Origin of the sequence: Microbulbifer sp. MKSA007 (genome assembly GCA_032615215.1) — a bacterium.
Classification (GTDB): Bacteria; Pseudomonadota; Gammaproteobacteria; order Pseudomonadales; family Cellvibrionaceae; genus Microbulbifer.
Window position 1 is genome coordinate 3,729,224 of sequence record CP128433.1, and the last position, 17,386, is coordinate 3,746,609.

Genomic DNA, 17,386 nt, shown 5'->3' on the forward strand with positions numbered 1-17,386 from the left:
TGCGTACCTGAAAGGCACGTATCACCTGCCCCCTACCCCACCAATCAGATCTCAACCATTGGGCGGCCAGGTTCGGTCCACTGGACGTGATACTTGCGCTGCTCAGGCTGGTCCACACGCGCAAAGGTATGGGCTCCAAAGAAATCACGCTGTCCTTGTAGCAGGTTCGCCGGCAGCGACTCGGTGCGGAAGGCATCGTAGTAATTGAGCGCCGATGACAGGGCCGGCACCGGAATACCATTCAGAGTGGCGCTCGCCACCGCTTGGCGCCAGTTGGCCTGGTGATCGGCAATCTGCTGGGTGAAGAAATCATCCAGTAGCAAGTTGGAAAGCTTGGAATCTCGATCGTAAGCATCGCTGATAGATTGCAGGAACACTGCTCGAATGATGCAACCTGCACGCCAAATTCTGGCAATTTCAGAGAAGTTCAACTGCCATCCCTGCTCCCGCGCAGCCAGCTTCATCAAATCGAAGCCCTGAGCGTAAACACAGATCTTTGCGCAGTAGAGAGCGTCGTGCAGCTGTGCAATCACTTCTTCCCGTTGCTCTGGAGCCACTGGTGTCAACTCAGGCCCTTGCAGTTTCTTCGCTGCGCGGGTACGCAATACCTTCCGGGTAGATAATGAACGGGCGTAAACCGCTTCGGCAATACTCGGGGCCGGACAGCCCACTTCCAGGCTGCTCATGGCTGTCCACAGACCAGTACCTTTTTGGCCTGCACGGTCGAGGATAACGTCTACCAGCGGCTGTTCTGTCACGGAGTCCAAGGTAGAAAGCACTTCTGCACTGATATTGATCAGATAGCTGTTCAGCGGGCCTCGGTTCCACTCGCGGAATACTTCTGCAATTTCCTCTGGGGCCATACCCATCGCCGTGCGCATCACATGGTAGGCCTCACAGATCATCTGCATATCGGCATACTCAATACCGTTATGCACCATCTTCACATAGTGGCCTGAGCCTATCGGGCCGATATAAGCCGCACAGGGCTCACCTTCGCGAACCGGATTGCCAGGCTCAAAGCGTTCAATCGGCTGGCCGCTGGCTTTATCCACTTTGGCGGCAATAGCATGCCAAACTGGCTCAATACGACTCCAGGCATAACGGTCGCCGCTGGGCATCAGGGATGGCCCAAAACGAGCTCCCACTTCGCCACCGGATACTGCGGTGGTGAAGAAGATCAATTTGCCTTCATACCGTTTAGCCCGCTCCACAGAGTCGGTCCACAGGCTATTACCAGTATCAACAACGATATCGTCAGCCTTTAAGCCCGCATCGAGCAACTTGCTGCATACATCATCAACGGGGTCTCCAGCCGGAACCGAGAGAATAATCAAGTGCGGGGCTTTAACCTTCGCCAACAGCTCTGTGTAAGAGTTGCAGGCTTCAACACGCGCAGGCAGGTCTCCACGCTCTTTCTTGTCCTGCTCCAGCAGCGCATTCAGCCGGTTGTGATCCAAATCAAAGGCACAGACCCTATAGCCATTGTCGGCCAGGTTCAGGATCAGGTTCTTACCCATCACACCGGCGCCGATAAAGCCAATATCGCACTGTGAATCAGACATCAAGTTCTCCATATAAAGACAGGGGGCTTTCAAGGGCGTGGAGTATAGCAATATGAATCTGGAGCAGGGAGAGCAAAAACCAAACAAAATTGCCCAGAGGGCAGCAAATACAGCCTACAAGGTGTAGAAGCCGATAGCAGGTGGTCCGCTATGGGCAAATACTCCCGACCTGGCGCACCTTATCTTTTGGTGCCAACCGGCAATTCAATTGCCCCGACACCAGAGCTCCATAAGTTATTTCAAGTCTATGACGCTTTATAAGAAAAGCTGATAACGAACTGTAAGAGCAAGGACATATCCGCCCAATACGCTAATTGGGGAAATCGCTTCCGATGAGGCTGAGTTTCCTAACGATAACGCAGCCGGTTTCCCCATGTACCGTAAGTGGCACTATCATTACTAACCCATAATCCTCCATCACAACTACTTAATCTGCCTATAAATCCATTTTATCGATTAAATTGAATTTTTAACTAAATCAAGGCATGTGAATTTTAATAAAGCAAAACCCATATTCTTTGGAAATTTGACTGAGAGGGATGACCTTGGACACCCTACTTAACTGAGCTTACTAACAAATGAAAGCCAACAATAAAATAAACCATAAAATACAATCAATCCATTATTTGGCCTTCCAGGATTTATCGCCGATACCTCGATACTGGAATTTCAACATTCGCTTCACTACAGCAAAGCGCAAAATAAAAGCTCTTAACCTTACTGAAAGCAAGAAGTAAATGATGAAAATAAATTGATTTTTTCAGCAAGATGGAACCTCACGATTTATCCTATAAGTGCATGAGCAATACCATGTTCATTAAAAATAGACTTATTAAGACGACAGTCGGTGAATATGCTGGAGACCTCATAAGATCATTGAATCAGCCAATGGAAAAACTATCTTCAACAGCGCCAAAACTCCCAGCGCAGGTTCAGACAGCTAAAGGAAAATTAATAGTGTAATTTCAACAAGCTCTCATTTCAGCTATACAGCCTCTAAGTCTATCCCGCCTTAATTAATAGCCCTAGATGCTAACAACACTAGCATTACGGAAACAGTTAATTTATATACCTGCCAACAATAATCAATGACTATTTTTGTAACCCAAAACTCATATGCAGCACGAAAACTGGCAGCGCCCCCTAAAGCCAAGACCGCTAGACTTCAGAAGACATCTATAAAAATGCAAAAATAGGTTGGCAAGAAATCCCCTCACCAACCTACATATTCATTCAATCAAATCTAAACAATGAATCACAGATTTCACCGGATTAATCAAAACCCTTTACTAACACTTAAGCCAACAATACGAGGCTCTAATGTAAACACATTAGTAGTAAGACCTGAATCATCACTATTAGTGAACATATCAGTGATAGGCGCATCATCAAAAATATTCTTCACGTAGAGCTGCATATATAGATCAGAGTCAGGATTGCTGAGGCTAACTGAAGCATTGAGATTACTCCAAGCCTTCAAACGATCATACTCAGTGTTATATACACGAGCATAACTTTCCGACTGGCGGTAGTAATCTGCTCGTAGAGTTAAATCCCAATTCTCAATAGGAATCGTATGTTCCACTCCGAAATTAACGGTGAAACGTGGTGCGTTGGGCAACTCATTTCCACTTAAATCAGCAGCAAAACCACGCCCCCCATTAGGTGCATCGGTTAGCGGGTTGTAGGGATCAACTCCATAATTGATATCATGGCGCAATGCATCCGAGACTTCGATTTCTGGAGAGAATGAACCATACTGGGCGGAACCCGCACAAAGCGACCAAATAGCGAAAATATTAGGCGCAGCCATAACCGCTTCAACTAAATCCACAGGTGCAATACAGTTAGACGGCACCTGGATGCTAGGACGAACCAGTACCCAATCTTCATTGCCCTGAGTACGATCCATCACGTCAACAGATTCCTCTCCGTCTGCAATTCGGGTTTTTAGGTACCCTAAATTCATATCTATTCGTGTTGCATCTGTAAGCTGCCAAGCCAGCTCAAGCTCAAGCCCCATAGTTTCCGCATCAAAATTCTCATTGAGAGAAATTCTGTCAACAATTTGAGAGACTTGATAGTCGGTATAATCGTAGTAAAAGGCACTAGCATTAAGCGATAAGCTACCATCGAAAAGAATGTTCTTACTGCCAAACTCAATTGCGTTGACAAACTCCGGCTCAAAAGAATCTTCCAGGGGCTGAAACTGTACTATTGCTGGATCAACCTCGGCTCGGGGAGGGTTAGTACCACCACCTTTATAGCCGTGCGCAAAGGACATATAGAGCATAGTTTCATCCGTAAAGGGCAGATCCGTTCTCCAGTCCAAAACTGCACGCCCGGTGTACTCCTTCCAGTTCTGAGTAGCCGGATCACCTTCCGGATAGCCTCGATGGACAAGCCCCCGGAGACTTCACCGGAGGAGACTTCCCCCGTTACCGGATCATAAAAAGTACCTAACAACAGCTGACTGGGTACTGGAGTAGAGCGCTTGCGATCATTTGTATAGCGAAGGCCGGTAGTTAGCTTTACATCATCATTAATTTGCCAATAAGTTTCACCAAATAATGCCCAAGAATTAACTTCCACCAAATTTCGGCTCAAGAAATAGTTATGTCCTTCCTCATCAATGTTTTCTATCGAATTAGGGTCAACATAAATACAATCTGAACCAACATTTACTTCTGGATCAGTACAGTTTTGAAATACTAAGTTGAAATTTTCATCGCGGTCGGCATTATATAGATATTGCGCCACCATACTAAATATATTATTGAATACAAAATAGTCATCTTGGGTTTTAAAGTCTAAATAGTTTGTGCCCACTGAAAAATTCCAAGGACCATCGAAAGATGTCTGCAATCGGAATTCCTGGCTCCACTGTTTATTATCTGATCGACTAATATCAACTGCCAACAGTCCTTCAGAGGGTCCCAACTGTGGATCAGTAAAAACTCCCCCGGTGTAGGTTCTAAATTACCCCCATCATTAAAGATGGGATCTGAAACATAACGATTATAATCTTGGGATGAATAGTAATCGTCCTTAGCATAAGTCGACTGAGAGTAAAATGTAAGAGAGTCTGTCAGGCCCCATTCGAAGTTCAGTTGCACTAAGTCATTCTCTGCGCGGAATACCGGATCATAACTGGTTTCAATTTTACGAAGATCACGTGACTGCGTTGAATTCGCATAAGGGTCAGTAAACCAGTCAATAACCTGGCCATAGCTCGTGACAATTAACCCGGTAGCCAAAACGCTTGCAAAACCCTGGGCATTGGGTGCGCTGTAAGCGTCATCACTATAAATCGAGCTAGGCAGACAACCCTGACTAAAAAACACTGGCGTAAAGCCTGTTAGTTCAGTATCACCAATATGTGTTCGGCCTGGATCTTTTGTACAAAGTTGCTTGCCCGTGCGTGAGCGCCGATCATCTTCTTCAAAGTGTTGCCATATTAAATTGGCACTAAAGGATTCACTGGGCTCCCACTCAAAGATTGCACGAGTAGAATATAGATCGCGGTCATTAACATCGTTACCGGTATAAGTGTTGTAATCAAAACCATCACGCTTAGTCATGGCCCCGGAGAAACGCAACGCCATGGTCTCCCCCAATGGCATATTAAACATTCCGCTGGCGCGCTTGGTGTTATAACTGCCCACCTCCGCCTTGATCTCAGAGGCAAACTCATCTCCAGGCATAATTGGCAACATATTAACTACGCCAGCTGTCGCGTTGCGGCCATAAAGTGTACCTTGGGGGCCACGCAAGACTTCAACCCGTTGCACATCAAAGAACTCTTGCTCAAATAATCGATTGCGAATTAAAGGAGTATTGTTGAAGCTCACAGCAACCGCCGGGTCTGAAGCAGCAGAAACAGCTTTAGTGCCTATACCGCGAATAGAGAAGTTATAGGTGCTGAAGTTGGATTTAGAAAAATTGGCATTTGGGACAGCTCGTAGCAACTCTTCCCCCCGCTCAATTTTAAGGTCATCCATACTGTCACCACTGAGTGCAGATACTGCAATGGGCACATCTTGAATACTCTCTTCAATCTTCTGCGCAGTAACCGTGATCTCCTCAATCACCTGTCTTGGGTGTTTACCTTCTTCACTCTCCTGGGCACTGGAAATGGTAGGAACAACTGCAAATGCCAAAGAGGCAACAATGGAGCTGTACCAGGGAGTAATTTGGCATGAATGTCCAGATTGATAAATCGCTTGTGCAATCAATGTTTTCTTTTTGACAGGTTTCATCATCACACTACGTCTCTCTTTATTGTCGGTATTATTGGGTTATTGACCTGATATAAACCTATTTCAGGCTCAACAACATTTAAGACGCGAGAGCTAAAAGAAAGGGGGATAAAAAATAAACTTTATTTTTGGCGGGCTAAAGCAGAATTATTAACTAAATATTTAGAAAGCTGCAACAGTTAGAACTAAAAAGCCAAACCTCTGGCGTAGCGCTAGCAGAATCACTCACCAAAAAATTTCTAGTTGAACTTGTTGTCCCGTTAGACATCTACTCGAAAAAAGGTCACAACCTACAGCACAATATGACCTATTTTGCGCCATCAAGGAGCTTCCTCTGCCACCTGCCTAACCTTGGTCAAAGCACGCTGTATTAATTCTTTAACCGAATCCTTAGAGATTCCCATTTGCTCCGCAATTGCTTGATAAGTCATTCCCTCAAAGCGATGATAGCGAAAAGCTGTACCAGCTCTTGGCGGCAATCCTAAAATAGCTTCCAGAACTCGGGTATAAGCCTGTATTCCCATCACCGTCCGTTCCGGACTAATCATGTAAGGGATATCGACTTTGTGATCAATAGAGTCATGTAACCCTCCACACCTAGACTTTTGACGCCTACCATGACTAATCAAAAGATTTCTTGCCATGGCATAAATGTAAATTCTTGGGTTTTCGATTTGCCCTCCATACTTTTTGATACGAATATATAACTGAATAAAAACCTCCTGAACTAGATCATCAACATCAGATAGATTAACTCGGGAAGAAAAGTAACGTTTCAAATCCAATCCATACTCACCAACCCACTGCGTCACATCATCCTGATAAAAGTTTTCCATTTTTCTAGTAAACCATCTCGCGTGACCGACCGGTTTCCCTGAGCTTCTGGAAAATTTTGCAATACTTAGTACAACTTACAGAGGCTCTCTAGAGACAATGAACAAAACAAACCATCGATCAATTATTTTTTGGTCAAATTATTTTTGTAGTACAAAACCAGCCTTCTTTTCAAAATCGAGTATCAACTAGCTAAACCGATATAAGTCTTTAGTTTTACTAAAGTTAACTTCCCCTAAAAACACAGAGAGTAGACAAAAAACATACGATAAACGACCACCTCCAGTGACTGGAAAAAAGTAACGCCTAAATTACAAGCATAGAGAGGTATTACTATGAACTTCAGCGCCTAAAGGCTAATCAAATCGTAGACTATTAACCTTCAAAAGGAGGGAAAATAAAAGAGGGGAAAATGGAACAAGTACTTGGATAATTGTAGATATGAAAAAGTTACATTACGAAATATAAAAATAGAATTACTTACTTCTTCCGTTTTTGTAGTAGTAAAGTAGATTTTTACACTTCCACAGAAACATTGAGAGCTTCATACTCTTTATCTTATTACAAAAAAATTGCTATCTTTTGAATAAATCTTATGCGAACAGTTTTCAAGATGAATCATTTCTATATGCTAGAGTACTTTCCTGACTTTTTGTTCACGCCGGCATAGTCGCAACTGGGAAAGAAAATGACACTTTCGTTTATAGAGCCTGTCAAGCCACTATACAAAAAGTACAAGCGTTTTATCCGTGCTAAAGCCATGAGAGGGCCCTAAGCAACCTTGTTTTGCACTCTCAGCCTTTGTTCAGCCCCTTCACTTTCATTGAACGCAGACATCTCACCGTTCCAAATTCCTCGAAGCAGCAGCCTGGAGTTAAAGATCCTATCAGTACTAGGTCCTATTCACTTTACGTTAAGTTACCTAAGAGTTACGAAAGTACCCTCGACTAACGATATCCTTTAGTGCTTATGACAGATGCAGACTCAGCCTTTCAGGCCACTTCAGGTACAACTCAAGTGCCGATGGATTTTGGCAAACTGCAGGAAGTCATTTTAGTTGGACTATCTTACTCAAAAGGGTCAAAAATCATGCCAGCCGTCTTCGGGACTTTACCCCCATCAGCGATAAAAACTGGAAATATTTAACTGGCAAGGCCTATGCGCATGCCACTTTTATTCATGACGTCATTTTGCCCCTCCTAGCAAGATCACATAGCCTATCTGACATCGGACACACCTTTATAGCGCACTCTCTAGGCGGGCTATTTGGCACATATATGTTGCTTACCAGGCTAAGCGGCTTTGATGACTATATCCTCAGCAGGATATCGGTGTGGCACGATCGTGCAAGAATCTTTAATATGAAAGCTACTTTCAGCTCTAATTACCGAAAGGTGTTTATTGGATTTGGTGCTATAGAAACTCCAGAAAAAAGCCAAATTCGCAACGACATGGTAAGGGGAGCGAGGCAGCCCCAAAGAAAATTAGTCATTGAAGAAGGCTAGAGATAAGCCCCCGACTGCTCATTATTCCAGAAGCAAATCATGGCACTTCATTTCCAACTACTGCCATTTAGGACTTGGCTTGCTATACAGAACGAGAATGTAAGAGCAATAAAAATATGAGCTACTAGATGACAGTTTTATCAATACAAAGGTCTTTTATATCAACGATATACAACCACTAAAATTTATAAAAATCTCATAGGTGTGATGAACAAACCAAAGATAAAAAGGCTATCCTTATTGTTATAGCTGGCATTTTTTCATTGACACTATAGCCTCACTTTACCAAAGCTATTATCTAGGGATGATAAACTTCAAATCGCCATACGATCCTCTCTCAGACACCCTGCTTCAGGTAAAATATCTACATCAGAGGCGCCCCATGAATCTGAGCATAATGATTTTATATAACAACCCATAATACCTGAACACTTGCCACCCCAGGCGTAGAACCATTTTTTAGTTATTTTAGAGCAAGAGCTTAATTGCTATATAGTGAATTTAAGGAAAGCTAGCTTTCATAGAGTAGCAATATTGCCTATCATTGATTATAACCTTGCACGGACCCTATAAGCCCATTAGTACTGGGGTTTAAACATCCACCTACTATTTTCCGGACTTCTGTCTGACAGACTAATTAAATCGAAACCCCTAGTGAGAGGTTAATAGCTTATATTACCGATATTCACGGGGTATCTATATCGAGAAAAGCCCCATGAGCTCTCGAATAAACTATTTATCCACTTGAAAATAAGAGCCCAATCTAAAAAAATAACATTCGCCTAAGTTCGACAATAAGGAAGTATCGAAACAATGAAAAATAATGCCAAAAAAGCACATCTTTTCGCTCCGCTAATAATAATGCTATCACTGAGCCCTGTCAGCGGATCAGCAAAGTCCATTAACAATGAAAAACCGCACACCTTTACTACATGGAGCAAACAAACTGCAGAGGGCTATCAAGGCTTTATTGAGGTACCAGAAGATCGCACTAAGAAAGATAGCCGTAATATCACCCTCCAATATGTAAGGTTTCCTGCAACAGGAAAGAAAGTGGGCCCACCAATAATCTACCTGGCAGGCGGCCCTGGTGGCTCAGGAATTACGGCCGTTAACTATCGCTTTGATATGTTTATGGCGTTGCGACAATTTGGTGATGTTATCGCATTAGATCAACGTGGTAGCGGCCGCTCCAATGACCTTCCCAATTGTGAATCCAAGCAAATTGTACCTTCCCTTGAACCAATCACCGATACCCAGTATATCAACTACCACCGCGAAGCCCTAAAAGAGTGCTTACATTTTTGGGAGCTTACTGGTGTAAACCTAAATGCCTATAATACTCTCGAAAATGCCCGAGATCTTGATGCCATACGGAGCCATTTGGGTGCAGAGAAAATAGTATTGTGGGGAACATCTTATGGAAGCCATCTCTCTTTGGCAGCGGTAAAGGAGATCGAAGGTTCTATTGATAAGCTAATTTTATCCAGTGCAGAGGGTTTGGACCAAACCATCAAGCTGCCCGCCCGAACAGATTACTATCTAAACCGTCTACAACAGGCAGTCAATCAGCAACCCGCAGCAAAAAAAGCCTATCCAGATATTAAAGCACTTATAAGCCGAGTCCATAAAAAACTTGAGTCACAACCATTGAAAATTAAAATCCCTCAACGGGATGGCAGGGAAGTCGAATCCCTCCTACAGCGTAGGGATATGCAACAACTAGCCTCGGCATTCATTGCGGACCCTAAAAGTGTCAGCCATCTACTCAGGTTTTATCGCGATTTGGACCAAGGAGCTACATTAAGTTTCGACATGGTGCCCAGACGTTACTTCCCCGATGAATTTCTGCAACCAGGCATACCCATATCCCTGCGCCCGATGCCTACGGCGATGGATATAGCCTCTGGAATTGATATGAAGCGTAAAGCACAGGTTGTTGAGCAGGCACAAAAATCTCTACTGAAAGACTACCTAAATTTCTCTCTGCACTACGATAATTTGGCGCCAGAGTTAGACCTTGGGGATAAATTTCGAGAAAAGCCAGTCAGCAATATTCCGGTATTACTATTTAGCGGGACCTTGGACGGAAGAACTTATCTGGAAGGTCAATATGAAGCCATTTCAGGGTTCAAAAACGCCACTAAAGTAACAGTCGAAAATGCAGGGCATAATTTATTAATGGCTTCTCCTGAAGTCCAGGATGCGATAAATCTATTTATGGAGGGGCAGCCTATCCCGAATACCCATATCGTAGCCAAACTACCCAACTTAGCTCCATAACCAGTATCCGCCGATCGATAGCTGCGCTGTTAGGGTAAAAGACTCTTCCGCAGCTTTCTCCCTTTCTCGCATCCAACAAACCCTCACATTACCCTTGTCCTAGAAGCAACTGGAGGCTGGGGGATGACCAATATCACCGACGAAGTCCATCGTGGTGCCATCTGTGACCTCAGGGCGTTGCAGCAACCTGGTCTCGACACCTTTAAACGTTACATTCGCGGCAGCTTACCCGGGCCCCCTTTTTGGCGACTAACGGGTATGACTCCCACCGAGGCCGGCCTTGGTAAGGCCACCTATTCTATGCCTATTACGCCGTGGCTAGCTGATGGGACCGGGATCTATTGGGGGGGTATCTATGCGATGTTTGCAGACGCCCCCTTGGCCTCCGCAATATGGACAACCTTGCCAGCTGGTAAAGTCTTGAGCACATCAGAATTAAATATGTGCTTTATTCGACCCATCACTAGCAGTACACAAAATATTGTTGGTAGAGCTACGACCGTTCATTCAGGCAACCAGGTGGGGCTCTCAAGTATTCAGATTAACGATCAGGAGGGGAGAACCCTCGCTTTCGGTAGCACTCGCTGCCTTATTGCCGACTTTCCAGTCAACCCAGATCAGGAGCTTCCAATTCCCGACCTAGGACCAACAGATACACCTGACCCTTATCTTCGCCCTCCTCCAAAAACGTTCTTTTGCGACATGGCACACTTACCGGAGCAAGTCCCTATCGAACTGCAGAGAACCACGATTAGTGAGGGGCGAACTCACCCTATCTGGATGCTCACAGGTTACCGCGCAATAGAGGTTGAAAATGGTCGCTGTATCTCGACTATGCCCTCCTCTCCCTGGTTCTCCAATGGGACCCTTTCTATATATGGTGGACTTTTGGCATGGGCCGCAGATTTCACCATGGGAGGCGCGGTCTACTCCACACTGCCTGCAGGATCTATATTCGCTACTCTGGACATGCATATCCGCTTTGCTCGCCCAGCCAAGCTCAACAGTGGCGACTTGATTCTGGAGGCGCAGGTACTCCACCGCGGCCGGCAGCTGAGAGTATCCTCTTGCAACATTGATACTCCCAGTGGCAAGCGGGTGGCTATTGCTACTGGCTCAGCCCTGGTAATTCCAGGGGGCGCTCAAATGCTGAGTGACGGCAAGGAACCCGATGAAATCATCGCAACTGCTACCTCCGGTAAGCCTTGGACACCATAAAAATCTTTAGCGGTAGTTGGACCATCTTCAGGTAAAATACCCTCACAAACTATCAACCCATATGGTTGGTGAAAATTTGATCAGGCATACCTGTAAAGGCTGCCGAAACTTTAGACTTTCACGGGGAAGAGACTATGGCCTCATTGCAAGACCAACTACTCCAAGCAGGACTTGTCGATAAAAAGAAAGCCAAACAAATCAGCAAAGATAAACGGAAGCAACAGAAAGTTGCGAAGAAGTCTTCACAACCCCAGATTGATGAAACAAAGCTAGCAGCACAAAAGGCTCAAGCAGAGAAAGCCGCTCGTGATCGCGCCCTCAATGCTGAGCGCGATGCGGCTGCACAGCAGAAAGCTATTGCCGCGCAAATCAAGCAATTGGTGGAAAAAAATCGCCAACCTTATTCTGGTGAAATTACTTATAACTTCACTTTCGACAAAAAAATCAAAACCATCTATGTCAGCGAAGATTTAAGGGATCACTTGATTGCGGGGCGCCTGATGATTGTTGTCCAGGGAGAACAATTTGAGTTGGTTCCACGGGTTATTGCCGAGAAAATTGCGGAGCGCAATAGCGATATCGTAATCAGGCCTGCTGAAAGTTCAGCAGTGGTAGATGAAGATGATCCCTATGCAGACTTTCAGATCCCCGATGATCTTATGTGGTAAGCAGTCAAATGGAAAAAGCTGTTACTCAGGCGGTAGAACAATGGCTTACTGATGTGGTTGTCGGTCTCAACCTCTGCCCTTTCGCACGCAAACCTCTGCGTGCAGGGCAAATTCGACTCAAGGTGAGTCCTGCCACAGGAGACGAGGCGCTACTCAGTGATCTATTGTCGGAATTACGTCGGCTCGATACCACTTCGGAATCTGAATTGCTTACCACCTTATTGATTATCCCTAATCACCTAGGGAAATTCAGCGACTACAACCAGTTCCTGGATTTAGCAGAGTGGTTACTGGAACGCAACGACTATGTAGGAACCTATCAATTAGCCAGCTTCCACCCAGATTATCAATTTGCTGGCACTGCAGCCGCCGATGCGGAAAACCTAACTAATCGCGCACCCTATCCTATCTTACACCTGCTGAGAGAAGAGAACCTGGAAAAAATGATTGATCTATATCCAGATCCAGAGAGTATTCCAGAAAATAATATCCGTCGTATGGAATCATTAAGCCATGAGGAAAAACTAAAGTTATTTCCCTACTTATTTCTTCAGGGCAACAAGAAATAATGAAGCCTCTGGCAGAATTATTACGATTAAGGAAGCAGATCCGAGTTATCGGTTTTGATGACGCCCCTTTTGAAAAACGAAGGGGCGCGCCGGTAAAAGTAAGCGGTATTATCTGCACCAAAACTCGCTTTGAGGGAATGCTTTGGGGGCAGGTAAGCAAAGATGGGATGGAAGCTACAGAAACTCTTGCCACACTGCTGAAAGAAAGTAAATTCTACAGCCAGGTAAATGTCGTATTGACCGATGGAGTAGCAGTGGGTGGTTTCAATATTATTGATCTGCCCAAGCTGGCCGATATCTTACAGCGCCCTTGTATCGCGTTAATGCGAAAACCACCAGACATTCAAGCCATTGATAAAGCGCTGCAAAATTTTCCTGACTATCTACTGCGTAAAGAGACCCTGATGAAAGCTGGGAGTATCCATAACTACAATAACTTCCATTTTCAAGTGCAGGGATGTGAACCGGAGATTGCCGCCCAGGTGTTAGAACAAGCCACCGACACTGGGTATGTCCCTGAAGCTCTACGTTTAGCCCATATGATTGGCGCGGCAGTAATGACCGGACAAAGTGGCAAACGCGCATAATTCCAATAGCATAACAGATCTACCATTTGTCGCGGGCAGCTATAGCTCTTCTTTTACCGCGAAAATTATTATATTGCCCACAAATCCTGATATACCCACCTTAAACCTTTTGCCAACCCCACCGGGAAAGTGGAATAGTGGTCCGTACCGCTCACCACCTCTCCACTAAGCTTTAATCCACGATAATTACGCGACTGTAATTTAGCAAGAAATTTCTTATGCCCATCTACCATATCATTACGCATGTGGCTCTTTTGTATTGTCTCCAAAGCGCCAGTGGCAATATAGACGTTTACAGGCAGTGTGTTGTTATGGCTTGCATATTTATTCTCCAAATCAAAGATCATTTCATCCTTAAACCAAAGAGAAGGACTTGTCAGGATATAAGTGGAAAACAACTGTGGATTGGTAAGTAATACTCAAGCACCAAAAGATCCACCCAATGAATGACCTGAAAGAATCCTACGTGTGGGATCCCCCCTAAAGCTCCCCTCAATAAAGGGCATTACTTCTTTTTCAATAAACTGTAAGTACTTACTGGCTCCACCAGTTGTATAACGCTTCCACCCACTATCGACTACGGGCGTGAGATCTCGAACTCGACTATACTGCCCGTTTTCTCCGTGAGCGAATGAAATAGCAACTACGATGGCTTTATCCATATCCTTAAAGTGTGTAACACCCGAGGCAACCTTAAATGTATGAGGCCCATCATTAAGGTAAATTATCGGGTAGGTCTTATTTTTATTATCATCGTTCGAGTAACCTGATGGTAACTTCACGTACAAGTCGTATTTGCGTTTGAGAATATCAGAGTCAACTGTGTATATTTTAGATCCACTTAACTCAAAAGATTCAGAAACCTTGGTAATGAGGGGCTTTGCAATTAGTGAATTAGACAGCACCAGAATGGCTATCAGCAGAATAGCTTTAATCATATTTAACCTAGTTTAATTTTATACTCAATATTGCTTTAAGAAAAAATTCGCTACCAACAAAAATGTAAGTCAGTTAAACCCTGAATATAATAAGGTGAGAGAGAAATAAAAAAGATAAAAAAGCTTAATTATAAATCAAACTGATTTGGTTGAGCGTACTTTATCAATTCATCTTGAATCTTTTGAACCTGTTGAGAAAATTGATTTAAAGAATCTCCTACCAGCCCCTTACTAATAGGGAGGTCAAGCCTTAATGGATCAACAGCCGTACCATTTTTATGAATCTCATAGTGCAAGTGACGCCCCTGCACACGACCTGTAGCGCCAAGGTAACCGATTACCTGCCCTTGTTTTACTCTTCCCCCTTTACTAATTCCTTTCGCGTACCCCTTAAGGTGCGCATAAATAGTCTTTATCCCGGAGCCATGGCGAATACGAATATAGTTGCCGAAACTACCAAAATAAGAAGCTCGCTCAATAATACCATCACCTGCAGCCAATATCGGCGTGCCCAAAGGGGCTCCAAAGTCCAAACCTTTATGTACTCGGGTATACCCTAGGACTGGGTGCTTGCGGCGCCCAAAATAAGATGACAACCTTGCATTCTCTAACGGAGTACGCATTAGAAACCCTCTAGAGCCTTGGCCATCAGGGTAAAAATAATCCACCCCCTGAGGTCCCTCAGTAGAAAACCGATATAAACTTATCTTTTCTCCACTAAGAATAAGCTCAGCAAATAAAATTCTATTTAGTTTTTCCTTTCCAGCTTGGCTATTGAATAAGGTATCATAGAAAACAGAGAATTGATCACCTGCTCGAATCTGCCGTTGAAAATCTACGGAATAACTAAATATTTCATTTAGTTTTGTGAGCACAGAATTAGATAGGCCAGACTCTTTTCCACTTTGGTATAAACTGCCCGAAATTTCACCTTTAACGTAGTATTTCCTGGCATCGACAGGAGATTCAAATTGATTAGTTCTATAATTGTCTCCATGTCTAACCAACTCCAAACTCTCTGCAAAGCCAACAACCAAGGTAAGCTTATTAAGCTTTCCAGTGGTATCTATTGTTAAGTTAAATTCCTTACCAACTGGTAGGATACTGACATTGACATGTTCCGACAAAGCCTGAATTATTTTATACGCTTCTGCACGATCGACTCCACTATCCACCAATAGTGATAAAACCCCTTGGTTTTTAGCTAGTTGAACTTTTTTTGTGCGCTCTAGATATTCTTCCTCAACTCTATATGGAGGGGCCACCTCCCTACGCTGCATCCCTTCATCTTGATGTACCAAGGATAGATCATTGAGTAGGGGCAATGTAAAAGATAAATCATATTGTACCGATTTAACATTGGAATGGTTTTCCAATAACGGCCCTGCTATCGCCAGTGATTGAATCGATAAAAGAACCAGCAACAAAGCTATCCTCCAGATATCGATCAGAAAGAAAATAGTTAATCGCCTCACAGGTAACCCTACTTTTCTTAAGTAATAAATCACACTCCCCCTTACTTCGCAAGCAAAGTGTCTGGGTTGATTCGCTTGCCTTCTTTGATAAGTTCAAAGTGAAGATGTGGCCCTGTTACACGCCCTGATATACCCACAGTTCCTATCGCCTGGCCGGCACGTACTGACTGCCCTGCCTCAACCTCCCGCTCATTTAAATGGGAGTACAGAGTTTTCGTATTATTACCATGATCAATAATTATGATTTTCCCATAATTTTTATGCTTATAATCATCAGTAGAGACTATTACAACACCACTTTCAGCTGAAACCACCGGAGTGCCAATCGGTGCCGCAAAGTCAGTACCTTCATGGGTTTTTTTGCGAATTTTACTGAAATCACCAAAAGGGCTACTAATACGGGCACTCTCAACCGGGACTGTCAATTTGGTAATCTCCACTGAAGCCATTGTTAATCCCGGTTTTAACAGTAGCCCTCCGAGTATTAAAATGGTTGAAAAACTGCAGAACAACATAGCGCGTAAATAGACACCTAATTCGCCATTATTAGCCCCCGCCCTTGAGGCTTCCATAATATTCAAAAGCCTGCGTCGGAAAAAAGGAGCCTGACTCGTACCACCAGAGAAAGAGAAAGCTACAACCCAGTCACTTGTTCTTTGTGAAGAGTTCCGTCGAAGAGTGTCAATCATTGCTTGTGCATAAACACGGTGCAATTCTCGCTTACATGACTTTAGAACTTCGCGATCGCACCCCAACTCTATCGCCCAGCTGAATCGAGACTTCATCCAACCTAAGAAGGGATTGAACCATAGGATGCAAGTAAATATATGCACAATCAGAATCAACAAGGGGTCAAGCCTTTTCAAGTGCATAATTTCATGCTCAATGATTAGATGACGCTCCGTTTCATTCATTGATAAAATATAGGAGGGAAGCACCAATTTACGACTGAATAGCTGCATCACAAATGGTGTAATCGTTGAGTGTGTTATAAACACCTGAGTCTTACTTCCGATTAGAAAATCACTTTGAGATGAAGTAAAAAACTGGTCAAATTTAACAACAGAAAGCTTATTATTTGCTATTAAACGCAATTTCTTGCCATAGAAAAACTGACTCACTACCACTTTAGATAAGGTAAAAAACACCCCGCACAGATATATAAGCAACCAAAGAAAAGCCAGTAATTCAACAGAACTCAAAGAGGTCGATACATACTCATGCAGAACTATGTTAATTGGTGATATAGAGGTAGCCTCATAAGCTGGCGGTAATTCAAAATTCAGATCCGGAGCAATACCCAACGTTAACTGGTCGCTCAATTGCGCAAGAAAAAATGGGGAACCGGCAGCAACCATTGCACACAACCAGAAACTTCGCCAATGTTATATCGTATTAAAGCTGTCTTTATTTCTAGCTGTTGCCAGCCAAATAGCAATGAAAACCAACCCCGCCCACAATATTGAGAAGAAAGAAGTAGCTAGA

The 17,386-nt window shown here is 43.9% G+C and carries 14 protein-coding genes; 5 read left to right on the plus strand and 9 right to left on the minus strand.

What is annotated here, in order from left to right:
• Positions 1–44: 44 nt before the first annotated feature.
• From gndA to QT397_19435, 5 genes are all read right to left on the minus strand, one after another.
• Positions 45–1,565 (minus strand): NADP-dependent phosphogluconate dehydrogenase, encoded by a 1,521-nt coding sequence (gene gndA, locus QT397_19415; GenBank protein WNZ55023.1) that lies wholly within the window; start codon positions 1,563–1,565, stop codon positions 45–47.
• 1,276 nt (positions 1,566–2,841) lie between these two features.
• Positions 2,842–3,897, minus strand: a complete 1,056-nt coding sequence (locus tag QT397_19420; GenBank protein ID WNZ55024.1) for a TonB-dependent receptor — start codon at positions 3,895–3,897, stop codon at positions 2,842–2,844.
• Positions 3,780–4,484, minus strand: coding sequence for a TonB-dependent receptor (locus QT397_19425; GenBank protein ID WNZ55025.1), 705 nt, complete (start codon positions 4,482–4,484; stop codon positions 3,780–3,782). The genes QT397_19420 and QT397_19425 overlap by 118 nt, the downstream gene beginning before the upstream one ends.
• Positions 4,376–5,827 (minus strand): TonB-dependent receptor plug domain-containing protein, encoded by a 1,452-nt coding sequence (locus QT397_19430; protein WNZ55026.1) that lies wholly within the window; start codon positions 5,825–5,827, stop codon positions 4,376–4,378. The genes QT397_19425 and QT397_19430 overlap by 109 nt, the downstream gene beginning before the upstream one ends.
• A 317-nt stretch (positions 5,828–6,144) precedes the next feature.
• Positions 6,145–6,660, minus strand: a complete 516-nt coding sequence (locus QT397_19435; GenBank protein ID WNZ55027.1) for an RNA polymerase sigma factor — start codon at positions 6,658–6,660, stop codon at positions 6,145–6,147.
• A 2,316-nt stretch (positions 6,661–8,976) separates the two neighbouring features.
• Between QT397_19435 and QT397_19440 the strand changes: the two genes are divergently transcribed.
• From QT397_19440 to QT397_19460, 5 genes are all read left to right on the plus strand, one after another.
• Entirely contained in the window at positions 8,977–10,446 is a 1,470-nt protein-coding gene (locus QT397_19440; protein ID WNZ55028.1) for an alpha/beta hydrolase, read from the plus strand.
• A gap of 123 nt (positions 10,447–10,569) precedes the next feature.
• Positions 10,570–11,664 carry a PaaI family thioesterase gene (locus tag QT397_19445; GenBank protein WNZ55029.1) on the plus strand — a complete coding sequence of 365 codons (1,095 nt, stop codon included), beginning with the start codon at positions 10,570–10,572 and terminating at the stop codon, positions 11,662–11,664.
• A 134-nt stretch (positions 11,665–11,798) separates the two neighbouring features.
• Positions 11,799–12,332, plus strand: coding sequence for a DUF2058 domain-containing protein (locus QT397_19450; protein WNZ55030.1), 534 nt, complete (start codon positions 11,799–11,801; stop codon positions 12,330–12,332).
• 8 nt (positions 12,333–12,340) lie between these two features.
• The gene (locus QT397_19455; GenBank protein ID WNZ55031.1) at positions 12,341–12,901 is read left to right on the plus strand and encodes a DUF1415 domain-containing protein; all 561 of its coding nucleotides are present in this window, start codon (positions 12,341–12,343) and stop codon (positions 12,899–12,901) included.
• Positions 12,901–13,488 (plus strand): DUF99 family protein, encoded by a 588-nt coding sequence (locus QT397_19460; protein WNZ55032.1) that lies wholly within the window; start codon positions 12,901–12,903, stop codon positions 13,486–13,488. Before QT397_19455 ends, QT397_19460 begins: the two co-directional genes overlap by 1 nt.
• Before the next feature lie 68 nt (positions 13,489–13,556).
• On the opposite strand, the gene QT397_19465 is transcribed toward QT397_19460, so the two are convergent.
• The 4 genes from QT397_19465 to QT397_19480 all read right to left on the minus strand — a co-directional run bounded on the left by QT397_19465 (position 13,557) and on the right by QT397_19480 (position 17,259).
• Positions 13,557–13,835, minus strand: coding sequence for a hypothetical protein (locus QT397_19465; protein ID WNZ55033.1), 279 nt, complete (start codon positions 13,833–13,835; stop codon positions 13,557–13,559).
• A gap of 72 nt (positions 13,836–13,907) precedes the next feature.
• Positions 13,908–14,426, minus strand: coding sequence for an alpha/beta hydrolase-fold protein (locus tag QT397_19470; protein WNZ55034.1), 519 nt, complete (start codon positions 14,424–14,426; stop codon positions 13,908–13,910).
• A 128-nt stretch (positions 14,427–14,554) separates the two neighbouring features.
• Positions 14,555–15,853, minus strand: coding sequence for a peptidoglycan DD-metalloendopeptidase family protein (locus tag QT397_19475; protein WNZ55035.1), 1,299 nt, complete (start codon positions 15,851–15,853; stop codon positions 14,555–14,557).
• An 89-nt stretch (positions 15,854–15,942) separates the two neighbouring features.
• Complete coding sequence (locus tag QT397_19480) at positions 15,943–17,259, minus strand: M23/M56 family metallopeptidase (protein WNZ55036.1); 1,317 nt, start codon at positions 17,257–17,259, stop codon at positions 15,943–15,945.
• Between the last annotated feature and the right edge of the window lie 127 nt (positions 17,260–17,386).